Below are 21,138 nucleotides of genomic sequence, written 5' to 3' on the forward strand. Positions count from 1 at the left end.
AGCCTCTCGCGGTGCCGACTCGCCTCCTGCTGATTCGCGCCGGCGTGGTCTTCGGCACCGCGGCCGTCGTGCTGGTCGAGCTGCTGTCGGCGGTCCACCTCCTGCATCGCGCCACGATCTGGGTCGTGTGGATCGCCGCGATCGCGCTCACGGCGTACTTCGGCCGCGGCTTCTTCGCCGGTATCGCCGGGAAACTGCGCACCTTCTGGCCCGGGGCGGACCGGCTGGAGCGGCTCATCGCCGTGGTGCTGGCCGGGATGTTCCTGACCGACCTGGTCATCGCGCTCATGGCGCCGCCCAACAACTTCGACTCGCAGACCTACCACCTGCCCAAGGTCGAGCACTGGGTGGCGCAGGGCGACGTCGGGTTCTACCCCACCGTCATCGACCGGCAGCTGGCCATGGCGCCGGGAGCGGAGTACATCCTCCTGCACCTGCGCCTGTTGACCGGCGGCGATGCGCTCTACAACCTCGTCCAGCTCGCGGCCGGGGTGTTCGGCGCGCTCGTCGCCTCGCGGATCGCGGGCCAGCTGGGCGGCAACCGCCGGGCGCAGCTGATCGCGGCGCTGCTGTTCGGCACCACGCCGATCGTCGCGCTGGAGGCGACGAGCACCCAGACCGACCTCGTGGTGGCCGTGTGGGTCGGCGCCGTGGCCACCCTGGTGCTCGACGAGCGCGACCGGCGCACCACCTGGCCGGCGATCGCCCTGCTCGGCGCGGCCGCCGGGCTGGTCCTGCTGACCAAGGCGACCGGCCTGCTGGCCGCCGGGCCGCTGCTGGTCTGGTGGTTCGTGCTGCAGCTGCGCCGCCGCGAGTGGCTGCGCGCGGTGGCGGGCACCGGGATCGTGGTCGCGATGATGGCGCTCATCGCCGGGCCGTACCTGTGGCGGGTCGAGACCACCTACCGCAATCCGCTCGGCCCCGACCACCTGCGCGACTCCATCTCGATGCAGCGGCACGACCCGGCCTCGGTGCTCATCAACGCGCTGCGGATCGGCGAGACGGCGCTGCAGACCCCGGCCGGCCCGGTCGCGGCGGGACCGATCCGCGCGCTGGCCGACGCGATCGGCGTCGACCCGGACGGGCGGGACATCACGTACTGGGGCGCCACGTACCCGTACACCTCCTGGCCCCCGGACGAGGACCGCGTCTCCTTCCCGATCCAGGGCGTGCTGATCCTCGTCGGCGCGCTGCTGCTGGCCTGGCGCCGCTCCCCGGCCCGGACCTACGCCGCGCTGTTCTGGCTCGCCGTGCTGGCCTACGTCGTGGCGGTGAAGTGGCAGCCGTGGGGCAACCGCCTCATCGTGTTCCTGATCCTGCTGGGCACGCCGCTGGCCGCACTCTGGGTCGACTCGCTGCTCGGGTACCGCCGTCGCTCCGTCGTCCGCGCCACCGTCGCGGTGCTCACCGTGGGCGTCGTGGCCGGGGCGGCCGCCGTCGCCGTCGGATTTCCGCGCCGGCTCGTCGGGTCGGGCTCGGTGTTCACCACCTCGACGATGGACGAGCGCTTCATCCGCCGGCCCGAGTGGCAGGCCGACTACGAGCGGTCGGCCGATGCGATCAAGGCCTCCGGGGCTCAGCGGATCGGGCTGGTGCAGGGGTACAACAGCTGGGAGTACCCCTGGTGGATCCTGTTCAAGGGACACGACCTGGTGTCCCTGCAGTCATTGCAGCCCGACTACCCGGCTCCTCCGGTCGAGTCCGTGGACGCGGTCGTGTGCATCGATCCGCCGATCGGCTGCTGGTTCTACATCCCGCAGAACTGGCCCCAGCACAAGGAGGGGGCGGTCACCTATGCGATTCGCCCCCGCTGATTTTTCGCTTCGGTGCAAACTTTGTAGCTCCCCGCACGTGTAGTCGGCGAGGGAGGTGCCCGCGGTGGAAGACGAGTTCTCGGCCTTCGTCGCCGAGCGCGCGCACGCGCTGCTCAGGACGGCCTACGCCCTGACCGGCGACCGGCACGCGGCCGAGGACCTGGTCCAGTCGGCGCTGGCCAAGGCGTTCGCGCGCTGGCGGCGGATCGAGGAGCCGGAGCCGTACCTGCGGCGGATGATCTACCACGACTTCGTCTCGGCGTGGCGCAGTCCCCGCCGCCGGGCCGAGGTCAGCGTGCCCGTCCTCCCCGACCGCGCCGGCGGCCGCCCGGTCGACTCCGACACCGAGCTGCGGCTGCTGCTGCGCGACGCCCTGCGGCAGCTTCCACCCCGGCAGCGGGCGGTCGTCATCCTGCGGTACTTCGAGGACCTCACTGTCGACGAGACCGCCGAGGTGCTCGCCTGCCGCCCCGGGACCGTGGCCAGCCAGGCCTCGCGCGCCCTCACGAAGCTGCGCCAGCTGGTGCCGCAGCTGGACTGGTCCAACGACCTCGTGGGAGGGCGGCCGTGATGCGCTTCGATCAGGCGATCCACGACACAGTCGACGACCTGGTGGCCGACCTGCGCGCGCTGCCTCCCGGCTTCGCGGAGAGTGCCATGACCCGCGGCCGCCGCATCCGCCGGACCCGCCGCCTGGCCACCACCGCGGGCGCGCTGGCCGCGGTGCTCGCGGTGCTGTTGCCGGCGGTCCTGCTGCGCACGCCGGACGACCGGCGCGAGGTGCCCGGGGTGGTGCGTTCGTCCGCCCCGATGACGCCGTCGCCCTCCGCCGTCGCTCCCACGGACCTGGTGGGCGGCTGGCGGGTGGTGGCGGCGGGCCGGGTGGCCCTGAACAAGGACGGCACGTACGTCCGGCTACCGGCCGCCGCCGCAACGGTCCTGCCCGCCCCGGCCGGGCACCACGCCCTGGTCAACATCGAGCCGAACGGCCCGTGGCAGCTCATGGACGTCAACGGCGGCCGGCCGGTCACCCTGAACACCGGCAGCTTCATCGGCGACATCCGCTGGTCCCCGACCGGCGACCGCGCGGTCTCGGCCTTCCTGATCAAGGACAGCGGCGACTTCGGCTTCGCGATCGTCGACTCCAGCGGCATGACGAGCTACCACCAGGTCGACCACACCCGCTACGACTGCAGCCAGTGCTCGTTCTCCTTCACCCGCGACGGCCGCGAGGTCGTCCTGGCCCTGGCCGACCGCTCCCTGGGCGAGGCCGGCGACCTGGTCTCCGCCCTGCAGTTCTTCGACGCCAAGACGGCCGCCCCGACCCGCACCATCCCGGCCAAGGCCTGGACCCCGACCAGCCCGTACGCCTTCTCCCCGGACGGCCGCTACCTGATCTCCGCGGCCGACGCCCCGATGGGCAGGACCGTCCGTGTGGACCTGACAACGGGCGCGACCGAGCCCTTCCCGTACGAGGCCGTCTGGGTCACCGACAACGACCTCCTGGCCAACGAGGGCCTGGACATCCTGACGCTCCGCAAGGACGGCACCCGCAGCTCCCGCACGACGCTCGAAACCATCCCGGACGCCGGCGTCCCGATCATCTTCGGCCCGGGCCGCTAGCGACCCACTCCCTGTTGCAGCATGACCTGCCGCGGCCCGTCGGATCGTCTGTGGTCTTGAGGGGGTGTGGGTGGAGCGGAGCTCCCCCACTGCTTCTCAGGACATCGAGGGGTAACCAAGAGCGCTGGTCAGACCATCCGGCGGTGCGGCTTCGGCGGGTTCTTCGCGGTGCAGGAGCGTGCGGGCCTCGCCGGCGGCCAGGAGGAGCCAGATCGCGCCGTTGGTGCCGCCGATGAGCCAGTCCTCGGTGGCGATGGTGGGGACGACGGCCAGGGCGCCGATCACGAACCAGGCGGCCGGCAGCGCGCCGTTGCGGCGGCGGCGGATGGCGTGCCAGAGGAGGAGAGCGAGGCCCAGGAGGAAGGCGGCCGCGCCCAGGACGCCGCCGCGGCGGAAGGCGCCGACGGCCGCGTTGTCGGTGTTGAGCTGGCGGCGGGGGCCCGCCACCGGGTTGCCGTCGTCCAGGCGCTCGACCACGGCGCGGGAGGTGCGGGCGTCGCCGAAGGTCTTCTCGGCCCAGCCGGCGTGCTTCCAGTCGACCCAGACCTGGCGCCAGGTGTCGGTGCGGCCGCTCGTCACGTCGCCGGGGTTGTCGGCGAAGCGGTCCTTGAGCACCCAGCCGGAGCCGCCGCCGAGGGTCATCACCAGCGCGATGACGACGAACGGGGTGGCGATCGCGGGCCAGCGGCGGTCCACGTCCTCGTAGCGCTTCCACAGGACCGTCGCGAGGTACACGACGGCGGCCGCGGTGAAGAAGACGAAGCCGGTGCGGGACTGGCAGACGGACAGTACGAGCGCGGCCAGTGCCGCCACGCCCAGCCGCTGCCACCACAGCATGGCCCGGTCGTAGCCGATCCGGATGGCGGCCGCGGCCATGAATCCGGCCAGCGAGTTGGGGTGGAAATAGAGGCCCGGGCCGCCCCAGAAGCGGTCGGTCATCACCTTCGCCGAGGCGTTGTCGGGGATGGCGTGGACCGAGTCGAAGAGGCTGCCGGAGCCGACCAGCAGCAGCGCGGCGATGCCGATCAGGAGCGCGGCGGCGATGCCGATCGACAGGTCACCGCCGCGGCGCTTGCGGACCGTGTTCAGCGCGATGATCGCGAGCACGGCCAGGGTGAACACGCCGGCGTAGGCGACTCGCTGGCCGGCCACCTTCCAGTGCGCGACGAACAGCGCGCCGAGCACGCCGAAGAACCAGTAGGCCAGGCCGAGCCAGGCGGCGCCCAGCCGCGGCAGGGAGCGCAGCGAGCGCAGCCACGGCCACGCCCACACCGCGAAGACGACCACCTCGACGGCCAGGACCGCCCAGATGATCCCCGGGCGCTCGGTCGCGGTCCAGGTCAGAATGCCGGCGAGCACGAACAACCCGCCGAGGACCAGGCCCTGCGGGGTGAGCCCCGGCAGGGACACCGCGATCCCGACCACGGCCATGGCGATCAGGCCCGCCGCGACCGCACCGGCCGACTGCCAGATCGATTCCGTCCTGGTGTACTCCACGATCCCCGCGCCGAGCGCGACGATCACGGCGGCCAGGGTGAAGACGCGGTACCCCTTGGGGAATGTCATCCGGCATGCGTTCTTTCGCGGCGGCGGCTGAGGAAGAAGTCGCGGACCACCCGGCGGGGGCCGGCCGGAACCAGCCAGACCTGCAGGAAGGTCACGTAGTCGGTGAAGCTGGGCTTGCCGTGCTTGCGGGCCTCGTGCAGCAGGTCGAAGAACACCCGGGGACTGCGGCTCGCGGCCGCCATCGAGCCCACCACGCTCATGGCCAGCGCCGCGTACGCCCGCGGGGTCACCCGGGGACGGGTCTGGCGCAGCCACTCCAGCGACTGCTTCCACGGCGCGTCGAAGCTGATCCGGGGGCGGTTCTCGTCGGCGTACCAGATGACGAGCGGCTCCTCGGCGTAGATCAGGTCGACGCCGTCCTCCTGCAGGCTGCGCAGGGTCCAGTCCAGCTCCTGCAGCCGGCGCAGCCCGTCGGCGAACGGCACCTTCTTCAGCAGCGCCGTCGGGGCCATGATCGTCGAGGTCTGGATGAAGCCGTCGCCGTGGAACAGGCCGTGCCGCACCGCGAGGTACTCGCTGATCGGCTCGCCCTCGGCCGGAATCCGGCGGGGCATGATCAGCTCGGCCCGCGGGGTGCGCATGTAGAGCCGGCTGCCCACGATCGGCAGCGCCACGCCCGAGGAGCGGGCCCGCTCCAGCTGGGTGGCGAGCTTCTCCGGCAGCCACTCGTCGTCGTCGTCGAGGAACGCCACCCACTCGGCGCGGGCGTTGTCCACGCCGCGGTTGCGCGCGTTCGGGGCGCCGCCGGACTCGGGCAGTTCGACCGGGCGGACCCGCTCGTCGCCGATCGCCTCGAGCGCCGCCACGGTCGCCGGGTCCGGGCCGTCGATCACGACGACGACCTCGATCTCCGTCAGGGTCTGGGCCAGCGCACTGCGGACGGCCCTGACTACCAGCTCCGGCCGGTTTCGCGTGGGAATAACGACGCTGACCTGCGGTTTTTGCACGATGACCAATCCGTCTCGGTTGCGGTGCTGCGCCACCACACTGAGTCCTATGGGTTCGCTGGCGTAGCGTACACGACCTGCACTTTCGTCGGATATTTCGCTTCCAGCGCACGGACGGCCGCGATGTTGGTCGGCGCGGCCGGGTCGCCGAAGGCCACCGGGAGCGGCTGACCAGGCTTGACGTTCGGCCGATAGGGGCGCTCTCCATCGACAACGAGCAGGCTCGCCTCGGGGTCGTGCACGAAGAAGCGCACCGGCACCGGGCTCTCCCGCACGAGGCGGTCCAGGTCGTCCATGGTGCTCGCCTTGCCGGCCGATCCGGGGTAGAGCAGGCCGGACCAGGCGGGGAAGTGGCGGTACTGATGCTGCAGGGCGGCCGCCCCGAGCGTGCCCGACCAGTTCCGCCACGGGCTGCCCATCAGGTCGACGTTCACCGCACCGCCCCCGTCGGGGAACATCCGGGCCATGAGCAGGGCGTCGCGGGCCGCCTCGGGGGAGCCGCGGTCCTTGCCGAGGGCGAGCTTCACGCCGGGCGCGACGGGTGTGGTGTGCCACTCGCCGCCGGCGATCGCCAGCGCGGCGACGACCGGCAGGGCGACCGCCACCCGGGCCGCGACCGAGAGGCCGGGCAGGAACCGCACCAGGCCGCCGAGCGCGCACAGGCAGACCACGATCAGCAGGTGCATCAGCTTGTCGAAGTAGTACACGGGGCGGCCGATGGTGGCGATCTGGTACAGGCCGAGCCCGCCGGTCAGCGCGAACGCCACGGCGACGGCGAACAGGGCGGCCCGGTGGCTGGGTGCGCGCAGGCCGCGGCGGACCAGCACCGCGAGCACCGCCAGTCCCACGAGCAACAGCGTGGCCGGGCGATCCACCACTCGGGCCGTACCGTTGAGCAGCAATTGCGTGCCGCTGGAGGCGGTCATCGCGGTCAGCGGGCCGATCGCGCTGATCAGCGCGACCAGTGCCGCGGCCAGCCAGCCCCACCAGAAGCGCCACAGCCGTGCGCGCCGGATCCACCACAGCGCGGCCAGCCCGCCGAACGGCAGGAACAGTGGGTAACTGAACGAGATGCCGACCAGCAACAGGGCCACCGTCACGGTCTGTTCACCGAGACTGGTCAGCGGCCGCACGATGATCGCGGTGAGCACCGCCGCGCAGGCGAGGCCGGCCAGCTCGTTCGGGTAGCCGCGGGACAGCACCGTGACCGGGTCGCCGAGCACCAGCCAGGCGGCCGCGAGCAGCAGCACGGGCAGCAGCTTCGCGTTCGAGGCGCCCGGACCGGCCAGCCGCCGCACGGCCCACAGGACGGCCAGCGCCAGCAGCAGGAACGTGCCCACGAGCAGCCACACCATGACGTCGGCGCTCGCCCCGGCCGAGGTGCGCCCGGTGGTCGAGGCGACGAATTTGTACAGCACGGCGTACGCGAAATGCAGCCCCTGCGGATAGTTCGCGATGCCGGTGAACTCGTCATCCGGCACGAACGGGCGCAGCGCCTCGGGGCGCATGAACAGGTAGCCGCCGGAGCGCCCGATCACGTCGTAGATCAGGTAGTGCCGGGCGATGTCCTCACCGGCGAGCGGCAGGCCCAGGCGGCCGCCGAGGTCGCGGGCGGCGTACGGGATGAGCGTGACCACCGCGACGGCCCCGGCCGCGAGCGCGAGCAGGCCGTCCAGCCGGGCCCGTCCCGGGCGCTCCAGGCGGCCCGTGCCCGCCGCGATGAGCACCAGGACGGTCAGGGCCACCCCGGCGACCAGCGTCGGGTGCAGGTGGCCGGGCCAGAGGGTGAGGCCGAGCCCGAACACGCAGGCGGCCCCGAACAGCTGCGCGCAGGCGAGCACGAACCGGTCGATCAGGCCCCTGGCGCCGCGCTGGATCGCCATCGTGCCGGCCAGGACCAGCAGCGGCAGGAGCGCGTCGAGACGCAGGGGATGGGTGAGCAGCGGCACGGCCCAGGCGAGGACCAGCCCGAGTGCGAGGGTTGTCAGGCGGGGTCGTGCCGTCACGACATGCACTCTCCGTAATCGGCCTACATCGTTCGCTGGGAGGTGACGATATCGCGTCGCCCCTGTACCTTCGGGTCGGGCGTCATCGCAGTGACAGAAGGTGATGGACGGGCGGGAGTGGGGGCCTTGGCACAGGGCAAGACCCAGCAGACGGTGCAGCCGAAAAAGAAAAAAAAGAAACGCGGCCGGCGGGATCCGGCCTGGGCGCGGGCCCTGGTGGCGGTCGGCGCGCTGATGATGATCGTGGCGGGCGGCGTCTTCGTCGTGAAGGACGCGGTGTTCGGCTTCGCCACCCGCAGCGTGCACAAGGAGGACCTCCTCCCGCAGGAGAACGAGGGCCGCCACGCGTCGATCAGCGGCGCGAAGAACATCCTGCTCATCGGCATCGACCCGCGGCCGAACCAGAACCCGAACGACGCCATCCGGTCGGACTCGATCCTGATCCTGCACATTCCGGCGTCGCACGACATGGCGTTCCTGATCTCGATCCCGCGCGACACGTGGGTGTCGATCCCGAAGTACGACAACGGCACGAAGGTCTACCGGGGCGGCAAGGACAAGATCAACGGCGCCTTCGCCGAGGGCGGCTACGGGCTGACCGGCAAGGAGCAGCGCAAGCACGGCACCACGCTGCTGGCCGGGACGATCAAGCAGAACTGGGGCATCACCTTCGACGCGGCGGCGATCGTCGACTTCGTCGGCTTCCAGGAGGTCGTGAAGGTCCTGGGCGGCGTCGACATGTACGTGGACCAGAAGACCACCTCGGTGCACATCGGCCACGACGCGCAGGGCAACACCAAGACGCCGTTCGAGCAGCGCGACGCGCCGGGCGGCGGCACCCAGCTCATCCCGATCAAGGGCGTGACGCCGGTCGTGTACGAGGTCGGGTATCAGCACCTCGACGCCTGGCAGGCGCTGGACTTCGTGCGCCAGCGCGAGACGCTGCCCAACAGCGACTACGACCGCCAGCGGCACCAGCAGCAGTTCATCAAGGCGCTGCTGAAGAAGATCGCGAGCAAGGAAGTCATCGGCAGCCCCTCGACGCTCAACAAGGTCATCGAGGTCGTCGGCCGGGCGATGACGATCGACACCGGGCCGTTCGGGCTGGACGACTGGATCTTCGCGATGCGCGGGATCGACGGCGACCGGCTGCTGACGCTCAAGACGAACAACGGCGGGTTCCACCAGTCGGCCGAGAACCCCGGGGCCGAGGCGCTGGACGAGACCACGCTGGAGCTCATGGCCGCGGTGCGCAGCCGGACGGTGCCGGAGTTCGTTCAGGCCCACCAGGGGATCGTCGGATCCTCCTGAGCGCGTTACAGCGGGCGCCCGTCGATTTCCCCCCGACGGACGCCCGCTTCATCCCCCATACGCAGGGTGTCTGGCTACTCGGCGACCGCGCTGAGCTCGGTGCGAAGGGTGCGCAGGGCGGCGGCCAGCAGCCGGGACACGTGCATCTGGGAGATGCCGAGCTCGGCGGCGATCTGCGACTGGGTCAGGTTGCCGTGGAAGCGCATCGCGATGATCTTCTGCTCCCGGTCGGGCAGCTTGGCCAGCAGCGGCCGCAGCGCCTCACGGTTCTCCACGTTCTGCATGTCCGGGTCCTCGGAGCCGAGCAGGTCGCCCAGCCCGGCCGCGCCCGCGTCGCCACCCTCGCCCGCGGGGGCGTCGAGGGAGAGCGCACGGTACGCCTGCCCGCAGTCGAGACCCTCGATGATCTCTTCCTCGCTGACCCCGAGCCGGTTGGCCAGGTCGGCGACGGTGGGGGAGCGGCCCAGGTCCTGGGCGAGGTCGCCGGAGACCTTGGAGATCTCCAGGCGCAGCTCCTGCAGCCGGCGCGGGACGCGCACGTCCCAGCCCTTGTCGCGGAAGTGCCGCTTGAGCTCGCCGACGATCATCGGGATGGCGTAGCTGGTGAACGCCGCGCCGCGGGACGGGTCGTAGCCGTCGACGGACTTGATCAGCCCGAGGTTCGCGACCTGCACGAGGTCGTCGAACTGCTCGCCGCGGTTGCGGAAGCGGCGGGCGAGGTACTCGGCCAGCGGGATGTACAGCTCGATCAGGCGGGAGCGGACACGGTCGCGGTCGGCGCCCGCCGGCAGGTCGGCCATCAGGGACAGCAGCGCGCGAGCCTGGGCGTCGGTGGCCCGGGTGCTGGTGCTCTCGCTGGTGCTCTGGGTGTTCGGGGCGGCCTCGGCGAGGGCGCGGTCGATGGCACGGTCGACGGAGATGGTGGTCATGGGTTTGTGGCCCTTCTGGTGCTTGACCGGGTGCTGTGTGGTCGGCCGCCTTGTGCGCAGACTCGTGCTGCGCCCGGGAAGGTAAGGAAGGCATGCGCCGCCACGCCGGTCGGGAATCGCTACTCGGCACCCGTTTCTTGAGCGCCGGTGCAAGACCTGCGTTGCTCGCCGGAGTTACGCCGCCGCTGCTGGACGGCACTCCTTGACCGAACTGTCCGTTCGGCTGAGGTGAGCTGAGCCGACTGTACTAGATCTTCGCGCTATTGGCGAGAGTCCCGCGTCGAAGTTGGTCGCTATATCACTGACTGTTCGGTAGGGCAATACGCTGAGTATCCACAAGCTCGGGGTGTGCATTTCAGTTTGGTCGTCGATCGGGTCCGCATGGCGATACCGGGGCTGCGTTTTTGCAGCGCGCAGGCTACCGTCTCCACCGTGGCGTATGCCTGTTTCAACATTGATCCGTGAGGTGCGGATCGGGGCGACGTCGCTAAGGAGTTACACGTGGCATCAGGCACGGTGAAGTGGTTCAACTCGGAGAAGGGCTACGGCTTCATCTCGCAGGACAACGGTGGTCCCGATGTGTTCGCGCACTACTCGGCGATCCAGGCCACCGGCTACCGCGAGCTGACCGAGGGTCAGAAGGTCGAGTTTGAGATCACGCAGGGCCAGAAGGGGCCGCAGGCCGACAACATCCGCGCGGTCTGATCAACACCCCAAGTCGTAGGCCGAGACCCGCTTCACGGCCGAAGGAGTAGCAAGCCCCCGTCCGAGTACTCGGCGGGGGCTTTGCAGTATGTGCAAGTTTCAGGTTTTCGCCGGCTTTCCGGGCGGGTCCGGCTCCTAAGCCATTGCCGCCTTGGGCCGGGCGAAGACCTCGGGAGTGCAGGACTCGGCATACGCGTGGCGGATCATCCGCAGCGCCCAGTCCATCCGGTTGGTGGCGCACTCGGGGTGGTCCCCGAACTCGAGCGCCACGCGGGCCACGCAGCCCTGCACGCCGATGCGCCGGAGCGTGCTCGTCACCGCTGAGCGAACGTCCGCATCCTCCGGGCGCTGGTGCATCTGCAGCGTGGAGGCGAAGAGGGCTTCGGCGCGGACCGCTTCGAACGTGGACTCCATGACAAACCTCCTGCCGAACTTCCCCTGCTGTGGACCAGCCAACTCCTGTTCGGGTGCCGGGTCGGGAACCGTTCGGTTGCGAAATGGTTCTGTCCTGGCATTTCGCGGAAGTGCGACCAGGACAGCTTCCTCTAACTAGAACGCTCGGCGGACAGCCCGAATTCCTCCAGCACGCCCGTGAGCTGGAGCAGCCGGTGCACCGCCGGACTCGTACCGGTGATGCGCAGGCCGCCGCCGACGTCGGTGTTCGCCGCGACGAGCACCTGCAGGCCGGTCGAGTCCATGAAGGTCACGCCGGTCAGATCGAGATCGACCCGGGAGGGCCCATGGCGGTGGATCGCGTCGCGAAGCACGTTGATCAGCTCGGGGGCGCTGGTCATGTCGAGCTCGCCGGAGGCGGTCACCGTCACGGTGCCGTCCGGAGCGGGGGTCGCCTGGGCCGTGAACTGGGTCATAGCAGCTTGGTCACCTTCACGAGCAGGCCGTCGGAGTCCACCGAGACGTCGTCGGCGAGGCTGCGCACGACCTTGAGGGAATGCCCGGAGGCGATCAGAGCGTTGAGACTCTCAGCGGCGGTCTCGCCGGGGTGGGTGACTTCAATCACACACTGCAGTTCGTCGACCGTCGCGCGGACCTGGAAAGCCACACCGACCCGCACATGAGCGATCACGTTCGCCCACGTTTCGTTGACGATGAGCCCGATGTCTGTTCGGGCCTGTTCAGCCACGCCGAGCCCGCTCAACGCCCCGTCCAGCACGTGCCGGAGCGTGTTCATGCGATCGACGTCGCGCGGCAGGTCGACGGTGAGGCGAAGGTCCACATCTCAACTGATACCGCGTCGGTTCAACAAGGAAACGTCGGTCCGGTCCCAATTGGATCAAGGTGCGCTGCTCAGGCCGCGTGCCTCCGTCAGCCGGCGAACGCGAACTCGCGGGTCGCGAGCTCCTCGTACGCCTCGCTGACCATCGTCAGCGCCCAGGACATGCGGCGGGCGGCGGACTCGGGGTACTCGCCGAACTCGCCGGCGACGCGGGCGGTGCAGCCGTTCACGCCGTACCGGCGCAGCGTCGTGGTGACCGCGGTGCGCACCTGCAGCGGCGTGGGCTCCTCGGACGCCTGCAGCGCGGAAGCGAACAGGGCCTCGGCCCGGACCGTGTCGAACGTCGTGTTCATTGTCAACCCCCCGGTTGATGTGCTCCCTGACACCATCCAGAAAACCGCCGGTGCGGTGCTGCTCAGGGACCCGTTCGGGTGCCGGACGGTAGCGCGCCACGCCAGCGCGGGGCTTGCCGACCGATCCTGTTCGGGTTACGGTCGAGCCAGTCCCGCGGAAGTCGGCAATCTGCCGCCCGGGGACGCCCTTCGCCACCGCGTGTCACGCTCTCGCGCAGGAAGCCAGGCGGCCACCGCACACGCAGCGCAGCCCGTTCCTCGGTTACACGCGTATCCGAAGATCATTTTTCCTCGCGGCCGAACAGTCCTAGGAGGACGCATATGGCCCCAACTGAAGTGTTGGAACGTACCGCCCAGAAACAGAACCCCGCAGCTCAGGGCCGTCGCCGGACCCGCTCCTCGCAGCGCAACCGCGACCACAGCCGCCCGGCCAACCAGCCGCAGCCGCCCACCCCGGGCGAGGCCCGCGACGTCGCCGGCATCGCCGACGTCCACCGCGACAAGATGATCCTCCGGGTCGACAGCTACCTGCCCGGTCCGGACGACGTCGCCATCCCCGCGGCCATGGTTCGCAAGTACGGCCTCCGCCAGGGCGACGCCCTGACCGGCAGCGCCAACGGCGGCACCCTGACCCGTCTGGACACCGTGCACGGCAACGACCCCGAGTGGGCCCGCAACCGTCCCGAGTTCAGCAAGCTGACCGCCCTCTTCCCGCAGGAGCGCCTGCGGCTGGAGACCGGCCCGCGCCAGCTCACCACCCGCCTGATCGACCTGGTCATGCCCATCGGCAAGGGCCAGCGCGCGCTCATCGTCTCCCCGCCCAAGGCCGGCAAGACGATGGTGCTGCAGGCGATCGCCAACGCGGTGGCCAAGAACAACCCCGAGTGCCACCTCATGGTGCTGCTGGTCGACGAGCGGCCCGAAGAGGTCACCGAGATGCAGCGCTCCGTGCAGGGTGAGGTCATCGCCTCGACCTTCGACCGCCCCGCGAACGAGCACACCGGCATCGCCGAGCTCGCCATCGAGCGGGCGAAGCGCCTCGTCGAACTGGGCCACGACGTCGTGTTCCTGCTCGACTCGATTACCCGGCTCGGTCGCGCGTACAACAATTCGGCGCCCGCCTCCGGCCGCATCCTGACCGGCGGCATCGACGCGAACGCGCTGTACCCGCCGAAGCGCCTGCTGGGCGCGGCCCGCAACATCGAGAACGGCGGCTCGCTGACCATCATCGCCTCGGCGCTGGTCGAAACCGGCTCCAACGGCGACACCGTCATCTTCGAGGAGTTCAAGGGCACCGGCAACGCCGAGCTCAAGCTCGACCGCCGGCTGGCCGACCGCCGGGTCTTCCCCGCGATCGACATCGACGCCTCGAGCACCCGCCGCGACGACGTCATCCTGCACCCGGACGAACTGCAGGCCGTCCAGCGCCTGCGCAAGGCCCTGGGCGCGAACGGTCAACCGGCGACCGAACAACTGCTCGACCGCCTGGCCAAGACCCAGTCGAACGCGGAGTTCCTCACCCTCCTACTGCGCGGCCAAGCCTAAGGCCCAAGGCAGGACCCGACCCGGTGCGGTCCACGCCGAGCTCCGCACCCTCCTGCTGCGCGTCCAAGCCTTGAGGCGCGACGTAGGACCCGGTGCGGTCTTGAGGGGGTGTGGGTGGAGCGAAGCTCCCCCACTGCTCTTCAGGACATCGAACGGTCCAACCCCGCCGCCAGGGCACCCATACAGTGGGCTACAGGGCGACCTTGGAGCGCATAAGAGCCTCCTCGGTAGGCAGCACGCCGAGGGCCGAGGCGAACGCCATCTCCCGGCCCCAGGACGCCACGTCCGCGGGGGCCAGGTCCTTGACGCCCTCCATGGCCACCAGGTGGGCGCGGTAGGAGAGCCACTCCCCGGCCGATCGCGTGCCCTCCGGGGTGAGCTGGTCGCTCCAGCGCAGCTCGACGACGAAGTACAGGATCAGGAAGACCGCGCCGGCGGCCATCAGCGAGCCGGTGATCTGGTCAGCCAGGTTCGCGTGCAGCTTGAAGGACGCCCACATCCAGGTGGCGAACATGAAGCCCGACGGGACGACCGCCGCGCCGAGCAAGGTCCGGCGCGTCGGGCGCGACAGGCGGCGCTGCGACAGGCCGCGCGTGCGGGCCTCCTCGATCACGGCGCGGTAGAAGGCGCCACGCCACCGCCGGGCCTCGGTCCAGCTGCGGAAGGCGAGGCTGGTCAACGAGGCCTCGCCGTTCACCGAGAGCTGGTTGACACGATCCAGGACCTGCTGCTCGTACGGCGTGAGACTCCGCCCATCCCCCTTGCGCAACCGCACCGTGGTCTCGGCCGGGTCCTCGCCCGGCTGGCGCAGCTCCAGGAAGCCCCGCGCGGCCAGGTCGAGCAGCGTGCTGTCGATCGCGTCCTCGTCGGCCCGCCACCGGTTGACCATCAGGCTCACCACCGCCGGCGGCTCCTCACCCGGAGGAGTGCTCAGCGTCTCTCCCGGCTCCGGCAGCCGCGGACGCGAACGCCAGAGCGCGCCGGCCGCGAGCAGCGCCCACACGACCAGCGTGACGGGCACGCTGAGCTGCAGGAACGGTGGCCAGTCCACGAGAACCTCCGGGCGGGGGCAGTTCGGCAACGGGGCGCAACAACCTTAGACCCCGCGGCCGGGATTTCCCCCAAGCCTAGAAGCCGCCCAGCGCGACCTTGCCGACCATGTGTCCGTCTTCCACTGTCTCGCGCGGCTTGCCCAGCCTCGCCGCGCGAATCGAGCCACGCCGCGCGGGCCCACCGCGTGAATCGAGCGACGCGCGTGGGCCCGCCGCGTGAATCGAGCGACGCGCGTGGGCCCGCCGCGTGAATCGGGCCAGGTCGCAGGCCCGCCGCCGTGGATCGGGCCCGCGCGTAAATCGGGCCAGGTCGCGGGCCTGCTGCCGTGAATCGCAGCCACGTTGCCCAGGCCCGCCGCGTGCATGGGCCACGTCGCGCAGACCGCCGACGCCGGCCCGGCGGCGGCGCGCCGCAACAGCACGCGCCACCGCACCCCCATGGAGGGCGGCGGCGGTGGCGTGCACCAGGCGTGGCGGCGCGGCAGCGGTGTGCACCCGGGCGTCGCGCGGCGGCGGCGCGGGGTGGCAGCGCGGCCGTGGCGTGCACCCGGCGTGGCGTGCACCGGGCGTGGCGGTGGCGGTGTGCATTAGGCATGGCGCGACGGGCGGGAGCCGTCGCGCCGGTGGAGAGGCCGGGAAGGCGACGGTGACCTAGAAGCCGCTCAGGACGATCTTGCCGGTCATGTGGCCGTCTTCCACCATTGCGTGGGCCTTGCGCAGGGTGGCGGCGTCGATCGGGCCCAGGTTCGTGGCCATGGTGTGGCGGATGGTGCCGGCGTCGACCAGGGCGGCGGCGCGGTTCAGGAGTTCGTGCTGGACCACCATGTCCGGGGTCTGGAAGAGCGGGCGGGTGAACATCAGCTCCCAGTGGAAGGTGATGCTCTTGGACTTCAGCGGCAGCAGGTCCAGGCCCGCCGGCTCGTCGATCGCCGTGATCTCGCCGCCCGGGCGCAGGATCTCGGCGTAGCGCTCGATCTGGCCGGCGGTGAACGGGGAGAAGATGAAGTCCACGTCGCTGGGGAGGTCGTCGTGGCCTACCACCTCGTGGGCGCCGAGGTTCAGGGCCCAGGTGCGGGAGTCGGGGCGGGAGGCGGTACCGACGACGTGGAGTTTGGTCAGGGCTCGGGCCAGCTGGATGACCATTGAGCCCACCCCGCCGGCGGCGCCCAGGACGAGGAGCGTTCCGGTGCTGTCGGGGCCCAGGCGGAAGCGGTCGAACAGGGTCTCCCAGGCGGTGATCGTGGTCAGCGGGAGCGCGGCCGCCTCCGGGAAGCCCAGGGTGGAGGGTTTGCGGCCGGCGATCCGCTCGTCGACCAGGTGCAGCTGCTGGTTGCTGCCGGGGCGGTCGATGGAGCCGGCGTAGTAGACCTCGTCGCCCGGCGCGAACAGGGTGACCTCGGGTCCTACCGCCTCGACCGTGCCGGCCGCGTCGAAGCCGAGGATCCGGGGCTGGGGGCCGGGATTCGCGCTCGCGCGCAGCTTCACGTCGGCCGGGTTGACCGAGACCGCCTCGACCCGCACCAGCAGGTCGCGCGGGCCCGGCTCCGGGGCCGGCAGTTCGAGGTCCTCCAGGACGCCCGGGGCGCCCGCGGTCCGATAGCCGACAGCTCGCATGTTCTGTGCCATGCCCCCGACGCTAGGTCGGAAACGGTGGTTACCGGCAAGGGACATTACTTCCCCTTGGGTACTATCGGGCAATGCGCGACGACGACGTTTACGCCGCCTGCTGTCCGTGCCGGGACATGCTCGACCTGCTCGCGAACAAGTGGAGTGCGCTCGCGCTGGGTGCGCTGGAGGGTGGGCCGCAGCGGTTCGGGGCGCTGCGGGCGCGGTTGCAGGGGGTCAGCCCCAAGGTGCTCACCGCGACCCTGCGCCGGCTCGAGGAGCACGGGCTCGTCACCCGCGAGGTGTTCGCCGAAGTGCCGCCGCGGGTCGAATACGCGCTGACCGCTTTGGGGCGCGACGCGAATGGGCCGCTCGCGCAACTGCGGACATGGGTGGAAGCCAATATCGGGCGCTTTCCGGCGAATCGCGTGGCCTGACATGCTCGTACCGGAGATAGCCCTCGACCTCGCCCCCAAGAACGTCGGCCTGTTCGACGCCACGGGCGGATATCGCAGCGACACCCCGCCGCCGTTCTGGTCCTTTGTCTGGCCCGGCGGACTCGCGCTGGCCCGATTCGTGCTCGATTCGCCGTCGTGCGTACTGGGAAAGTCCGTGGTCGATATCGGCGCCGGTTCCGGGATCGTGGCCATCGCCGCCGCCATGGCGGGCGCGCGCCGGGTCGTCGCGGTGGACACCGATCCCGCCGCGCTGGCGGCGTGCGTTCGCAATGCGGCGGCCAACAAAGTGGAGCTGGAGACGGCGCGGCAACCGGAAGTGGCCGACGTGGTACTGGCCGGGGACGTGTTCTACTCGCCGGCCGTGGTCGGGCCGGTCCTGCAGCTGCTGCGCGACACGGCGCCGGTGGCCCTGGTCGGCGATCCGGGCCGCGGGTTCCTGCCGGAGCGGTTGTTCATCGAAGAAGCCGCCTATGACGTCCCGGTCCGCCAACTGCTGGAGGACCGGGACGTCATGCGCACGAAGGTCTGGCGGCTTACTTCCGGCGCTTCTGGTCCTTGTTGAGTCCGTCGAGGCCCTTGTCGAGCCCGGCCCGGCGCAGTGCATCGGCCAGCGCGCCGCCTCCGGTGAACGGCGCGCTCTGCTGACGGTCCCGACCACCGCCGCCGCCACCACCGGAGCGCGGGCGATCGGTCCGCTGCCGCTGCTCGCGCGGCTCGCGCTGCTCGCGCGGCTGACGCTGATCCCGGGGGCCTGACGGCTTGACAGTCTCGTCCTCCAGGCGCAGGGTCAGCGAGATCCGCTTGCGCGGGATGTCCACGTCCAGCACCTTCACCCGCACGATGTCGCCCGGCTTGACCACCTCGCGCGGGTCCTTCACGAACGTGCGCGACAGGGCCGACACGTGGACCAGCCCGTCCTGGTGCACGCCCACGTCCACGAACGCCCCGAACGCGGCCACGTTGGTGACCACGCCCTCCAGCAGCATGCCCGGCGTCAGGTCGGAGATCTTCTCGACGCCGTCGGCGAACTCGGCCGTCTTGAAGGCCGGGCGCGGGTCGCGGCCCGGCTTCTCGAGCTCCTTGAGGATGTCGGTGACGGTCGGCAGGCCGAAGGTGTCGTCGACGTAGTCCGCGGGCTTGAGGCGGCTCAGGGCGGTACCGTTGCCGATCAAGCTTTTCAAATCGCCGCCCGTGGCGCTCAGGATGCGCCGGACCACCGGGTAGGACTCCGGGTGCACGGAGGACGAGTCGAGCGGGTCGTCGCCGTCGGGAATGCGCAGGAAGCCGGCGCACTGCTCGAACGCCTTCGGGCCGAGGCGGGCGACGTCCTTCAGCGCGCGGCGGTTGCGGAACGGGCCGTTCTGGTCGCGGTGGGCGACGATCGCGGCGGCCAGCGTCGAGCCGATGCCGGAGACCCGGGTCAGCAGCGGGGCCGACGCGGTGTTGACGTCGACGCCGACGCCGTTGACGCAGTCCTCGACGACCGCGTCGAGCGAGCGGCTGAGCTTCGCCTCGGACAGGTCGTGCTGGTACTGCCCGACCCCGATCGACTTCGGATCGATCTTGACCAGCTCGGCCAGCGGGTCCTGCAGCCGCCGGGCGATCGAGACCGCGCCGCGGATCGACACGTCGAGCTCGGGCAGCTCCTGGGAGGCGTAGGCAGAGGCGGAGTACACCGAGGCGCCCGCCTCCGACACCATCACCTTGACCACCGAGAGCTGCGGGAACTGCTTGACCAGGTCGGCCGCCAGCTTGTCGGTCTCGCGGGACGCGGTGCCGTTGCCGATCGCGATCAGCTCGACCTTGTGCTTCTGGCACAGCGCGGCCAGGATCGCGATCGACTCGTTCCACTTGTTCTGCGGCACGTGCGGGTAGATCGTGGCGTGGTCGACCACCTTACCGGTGGCGTCGACCACGGCGACCTTCACGCCGGTGCGGAAGCCGGGGTCGAGGCCCAGCGTGGCCCGGGTGCCGGCCGGGGCGGCCAGCAGCAGGTCGCGCAGGTTGGCCGCGAAGACCCGCACGGCCTCCTCCTCGGCCGCCTGCCAGAGCCGCATCCGCAGGTCGATGCCCAGATGCACGAGGATTCTGGTACGCCACGCCCAGCGCACAGTGTCGCTCAACCACTTGTCGCCGGGGCGGCCCTCGTCGCGGATGCCGAACTTCGAGGCGATGGTCGGCTCGTAGAGCGACGGCGCCTCCGGGTCCGCCGAGGGCTCCATCACCAGGTCGAGCATCTCCTCCTTCTCGCCGCGGAACATGGCGAGGATGCGGTGCGAGGGCAGCTTCGTGTACGGCTCGCTGAAGTCGAAGTAGTCCGCGAACTTGGCCCCGTCGGTCTCCTTGCCCTCGCGGACCTTGGAGACGAACCGGCCCTGGCCCCACATCTTCTCGCGCAGGTCACCGATCAGGTCCGCGTCCTCGGAGAAGCGCTCGACGAGGATGGCCCGGGCGCCGTCCAGCGCGGCGGCGGTGTCGGCCACGCCCTTCTCGGCGTCGACGAACACGGCCGCAGCCGCCTGCGGGTCGACCGTGGGATCGGCGAGCAGCCCGTCGGCCAGCGGCTCCAGCCCGGCCTCGCGGGCGATCATCGCCTTGGTCCGCCGCTTGGGCTTGAAGGGCAGGTAGATGTCCTCCAGCCGGGCCTTGGAGTCGGCCGCCATGATCTGCGCCTCGAGGGCCTCGTCGAGCTTGCCCTGGGTGCGGATCGACTCGAGGATGGCGGCGCGCCGCTCCTCCATCTCCCGCAGGTACCGCAGCCGCTCCTCCAGCGTGCGCAGCTGGGCGTCGTCGAGCATCTCGGTCGCCTCTTTGCGGTACCGGGCGATGAAGGGCACCGTGGCCCCGCCGTCCAGCAGGTCGACCGCCGCCGTAACCTGCCGCTCCCTGACGCCGAGCTCTTCTGCGATGCGCTGGTGAATCGAGACCGTCACGAGATGGCATTGTGCCCCACCGGCACCGCGTGCACCCAGCAGCTACATGGCAAGCGCCGAGATGGGGCACCCGTCGCGAGATCCTTTCACCTATGCTCCCGGCTCGTGACTTCCTTCGACCCCGCCGGGCCCTTCCCGGAGCTGGGGGAATTGCGCCGCGCGGTGCTGCGCCGGGACTGGCCCGCGATCGCCGCGCAGTTCGCCGGGTGGCAGGACTGGGACGACCACGAGTACGCGGCCCGGCTCGTCGCCGACACCGCCGACACGGAGGGCTTCCTGGGCGCCGCGGCCGAGCGCGAACGGCAGGCGGGGGACGGCACGCTGGCCCGCACGCTGTACGGCGCCCGCCTCATCAGCGCCGGCTGGGAGGTGCGCACCGGGGCCCGGGCCAAGAACGTCAGCAACGCCCAGTTCGCCACCTTCCACGACCACCTGCGCCGGGCCGAGCAGGTGCTCATCGAGGTCACCGCCGAGCAGCCCGGCAACGCGACCGCCTGGTCGCAGCGGATCAAGATCAACCGGGGTCTGGAACTGGGTCAGGCCGAGGCGCGCCGCCGCTACGACCGCCTCAGCAGATACGTGCCGCACTTGTACGTCGCGCAAGCCAACGTCGTCCAGCAGTTCTGCCCCAAGTGGAGCGGCTCGATCGAGAAGGTGCACGCGTTCGGGCTGGAGTGCATGCGGGCCGCCCCGCCCGGCTCGCTGGCCCCGCTGGCGCTGCTGGAGGCGCACTTCGAGATCGCGTTCGAGCTCGACGCCGACGGGCGCCGGGCGCACTGGCGGCGGCCGGACGTGCGGGCCGAGATCGAGGAGGCGGCCGACCGCTCGGTACGCCACCCGGCGTTCCGCACCGGCGGTTACCGCGCGCTCACCGCGAACAACCACTTCGCGCTGGCCTTCAGCCAACTCGGCGACCCGGCCGCGGCCCGCCCGTTCTTCGAGGCGACCGGCGGCTACTGCACCGGCTACTTCTGGAGCTACTTCGGCGGCGACGAGACGATCGCCTACGACGCGGCGCGGGCGAAGGCGATGAAGGCATGAGCGACTTCGGCGGCGA

Annotated in this window: 19 protein-coding genes and 1 pseudogene; 9 read left to right on the top strand and 11 right to left on the bottom strand. The window is 70.8% G+C overall.

The features are described from left to right. The first annotated feature begins 11 nt into the window (after positions 1-11). The 3 genes from ACQP00_RS02070 (at position 12) to ACQP00_RS02080 (ending at position 3,437) form a co-directional block, all read left to right on the top strand. On the top strand, positions 12-1,814 hold the full coding sequence (locus ACQP00_RS02070; protein WP_433213488.1) for a glycosyltransferase family 39 protein: 1,803 nt from the start codon (positions 12-14) through the stop codon (positions 1,812-1,814). 64 nt (positions 1,815-1,878) lie between these two features. Beyond that, the gene (locus ACQP00_RS02075) at positions 1,879-2,385 is read left to right on the top strand and encodes a SigE family RNA polymerase sigma factor (RefSeq protein ID WP_433213491.1); all 507 of its coding nucleotides are present in this window, start codon (positions 1,879-1,881) and stop codon (positions 2,383-2,385) included. Further along, the gene (locus tag ACQP00_RS02080; protein ID WP_433213494.1) at positions 2,382-3,437 is read left to right on the top strand and encodes a hypothetical protein; all 1,056 of its coding nucleotides are present in this window, start codon (positions 2,382-2,384) and stop codon (positions 3,435-3,437) included. The genes ACQP00_RS02075 and ACQP00_RS02080 overlap by 4 nt, the downstream gene beginning before the upstream one ends. Positions 3,438-3,533: 96 nt before the next feature. On the opposite strand, the gene ACQP00_RS02085 is transcribed toward ACQP00_RS02080, so the two are convergent. The 3 genes from ACQP00_RS02085 to ACQP00_RS02095 are packed head-to-tail and all read right to left on the bottom strand — an operon-like array spanning position 3,534 to position 7,956. Next, entirely contained in the window at positions 3,534-5,003 is a 1,470-nt protein-coding gene (locus ACQP00_RS02085) for a hypothetical protein (protein ID WP_433213497.1), read from the bottom strand. After that, a complete protein-coding gene (locus ACQP00_RS02090; RefSeq protein ID WP_433213500.1) occupies positions 5,000-5,950 on the bottom strand; it encodes a glycosyltransferase family 2 protein in 951 nt (316 codons plus the stop codon). Before ACQP00_RS02090 ends, ACQP00_RS02085 begins: the two co-directional genes overlap by 4 nt. Before the next feature lie 47 nt (positions 5,951-5,997). After that, positions 5,998-7,956 carry a hypothetical protein gene (locus ACQP00_RS02095; RefSeq protein WP_433213503.1) on the bottom strand — a complete coding sequence of 653 codons (1,959 nt, stop codon included), beginning with the start codon at positions 7,954-7,956 and terminating at the stop codon, positions 5,998-6,000. Between the two features lie 117 nt (positions 7,957-8,073). Here ACQP00_RS02095 and ACQP00_RS02100 point away from each other — a divergent pair, with 117 nt between their 5' ends. Continuing rightward, positions 8,074-9,267, top strand: coding sequence for an LCP family protein (locus ACQP00_RS02100; RefSeq protein ID WP_433213506.1), 1,194 nt, complete (start codon positions 8,074-8,076; stop codon positions 9,265-9,267). 74 nt (positions 9,268-9,341) lie between these two features. Here ACQP00_RS02100 and ACQP00_RS02105 read toward each other — a convergent pair whose 3' ends face one another. Then, the gene (locus ACQP00_RS02105) at positions 9,342-10,196 is read right to left on the bottom strand and encodes a SigB/SigF/SigG family RNA polymerase sigma factor (RefSeq protein WP_433213509.1); all 855 of its coding nucleotides are present in this window, start codon (positions 10,194-10,196) and stop codon (positions 9,342-9,344) included. 501 nt (positions 10,197-10,697) lie between these two features. On the opposite strand from ACQP00_RS02105, the gene ACQP00_RS02110 reads away from it, so the two are divergent. Then, the gene (locus ACQP00_RS02110) at positions 10,698-10,901 is read left to right on the top strand and encodes a cold-shock protein (protein ID WP_190251213.1); all 204 of its coding nucleotides are present in this window, start codon (positions 10,698-10,700) and stop codon (positions 10,899-10,901) included. Between the two features lie 135 nt (positions 10,902-11,036). Here ACQP00_RS02110 and ACQP00_RS02115 read toward each other — a convergent pair whose 3' ends face one another. The 4 genes from ACQP00_RS02115 to ACQP00_RS02130 all read right to left on the bottom strand — a co-directional run bounded on the left by ACQP00_RS02115 (position 11,037) and on the right by ACQP00_RS02130 (position 12,488). Next, a complete protein-coding gene (locus ACQP00_RS02115) occupies positions 11,037-11,315 on the bottom strand; it encodes a hypothetical protein (protein ID WP_433213512.1) in 279 nt (92 codons plus the stop codon). Between the two features lie 131 nt (positions 11,316-11,446). Beyond that, a complete protein-coding gene (locus ACQP00_RS02120) occupies positions 11,447-11,770 on the bottom strand; it encodes an STAS domain-containing protein (protein WP_433213515.1) in 324 nt (107 codons plus the stop codon). Continuing rightward, complete coding sequence (locus tag ACQP00_RS02125) at positions 11,767-12,135, bottom strand: ATP-binding protein (RefSeq protein WP_433213518.1); 369 nt, start codon at positions 12,133-12,135, stop codon at positions 11,767-11,769. The genes ACQP00_RS02120 and ACQP00_RS02125 overlap by 4 nt, the downstream gene beginning before the upstream one ends. Before the next feature lie 89 nt (positions 12,136-12,224). Then, positions 12,225-12,488 carry a hypothetical protein gene (locus ACQP00_RS02130; protein WP_433213521.1) on the bottom strand — a complete coding sequence of 88 codons (264 nt, stop codon included), beginning with the start codon at positions 12,486-12,488 and terminating at the stop codon, positions 12,225-12,227. Positions 12,489-12,866: 378 nt separating this feature from the next. On the opposite strand from ACQP00_RS02130, the pseudogene rho reads away from it, so the two are divergent. Then, positions 12,867-14,033, top strand: a pseudogene (gene rho, locus ACQP00_RS02135) (transcription termination factor Rho); the annotation flags it as partial. Between the two features lie 190 nt (positions 14,034-14,223). Here rho and ACQP00_RS02140 read toward each other — a convergent pair. Further along, positions 14,224-15,084 carry a DUF2207 family protein gene (locus tag ACQP00_RS02140; RefSeq protein ID WP_433213523.1) on the bottom strand — a complete coding sequence of 287 codons (861 nt, stop codon included), beginning with the start codon at positions 15,082-15,084 and terminating at the stop codon, positions 14,224-14,226. 652 nt (positions 15,085-15,736) lie between these two features. Beyond that, positions 15,737-16,711 carry a zinc-binding alcohol dehydrogenase family protein gene (locus tag ACQP00_RS02145; RefSeq protein ID WP_433213526.1) on the bottom strand — a complete coding sequence of 325 codons (975 nt, stop codon included), beginning with the start codon at positions 16,709-16,711 and terminating at the stop codon, positions 15,737-15,739. A 71-nt stretch (positions 16,712-16,782) separates the two neighbouring features. Here ACQP00_RS02145 and ACQP00_RS02150 point away from each other — a divergent pair, with 71 nt between their 5' ends. Both ACQP00_RS02150 and ACQP00_RS02155 read left to right on the top strand, forming a co-directional pair. Beyond that, complete coding sequence (locus tag ACQP00_RS02150) at positions 16,783-17,127, top strand: winged helix-turn-helix transcriptional regulator (protein WP_433213529.1); 345 nt, start codon at positions 16,783-16,785, stop codon at positions 17,125-17,127. 1 nt (position 17,128) lies between these two features. Then, positions 17,129-17,710, top strand: a complete 582-nt coding sequence (locus ACQP00_RS02155) for a class I SAM-dependent methyltransferase (protein WP_433213532.1) — start codon at positions 17,129-17,131, stop codon at positions 17,708-17,710. Here ACQP00_RS02155 and ACQP00_RS02160 read toward each other — a convergent pair. Further along, a complete protein-coding gene (locus ACQP00_RS02160; RefSeq protein WP_433213535.1) occupies positions 17,682-20,081 on the bottom strand; it encodes a Tex family protein in 2,400 nt (799 codons plus the stop codon). The genes ACQP00_RS02155 and ACQP00_RS02160 overlap by 29 nt on opposite strands. 105 nt (positions 20,082-20,186) lie before the next feature. On the opposite strand from ACQP00_RS02160, the gene ACQP00_RS02165 reads away from it, so the two are divergent. Beyond that, a complete protein-coding gene (locus ACQP00_RS02165) occupies positions 20,187-21,122 on the top strand; it encodes a hypothetical protein (RefSeq protein WP_433213538.1) in 936 nt (311 codons plus the stop codon). The last annotated feature ends 16 nt before the right edge of the window (positions 21,123-21,138 follow it).

It is taken from the genome of Dactylosporangium sp. CS-047395 (assembly GCF_050942185.1).
Taxonomy (GTDB): Bacteria; Actinomycetota; Actinomycetes; order Mycobacteriales; family Micromonosporaceae; genus Dactylosporangium.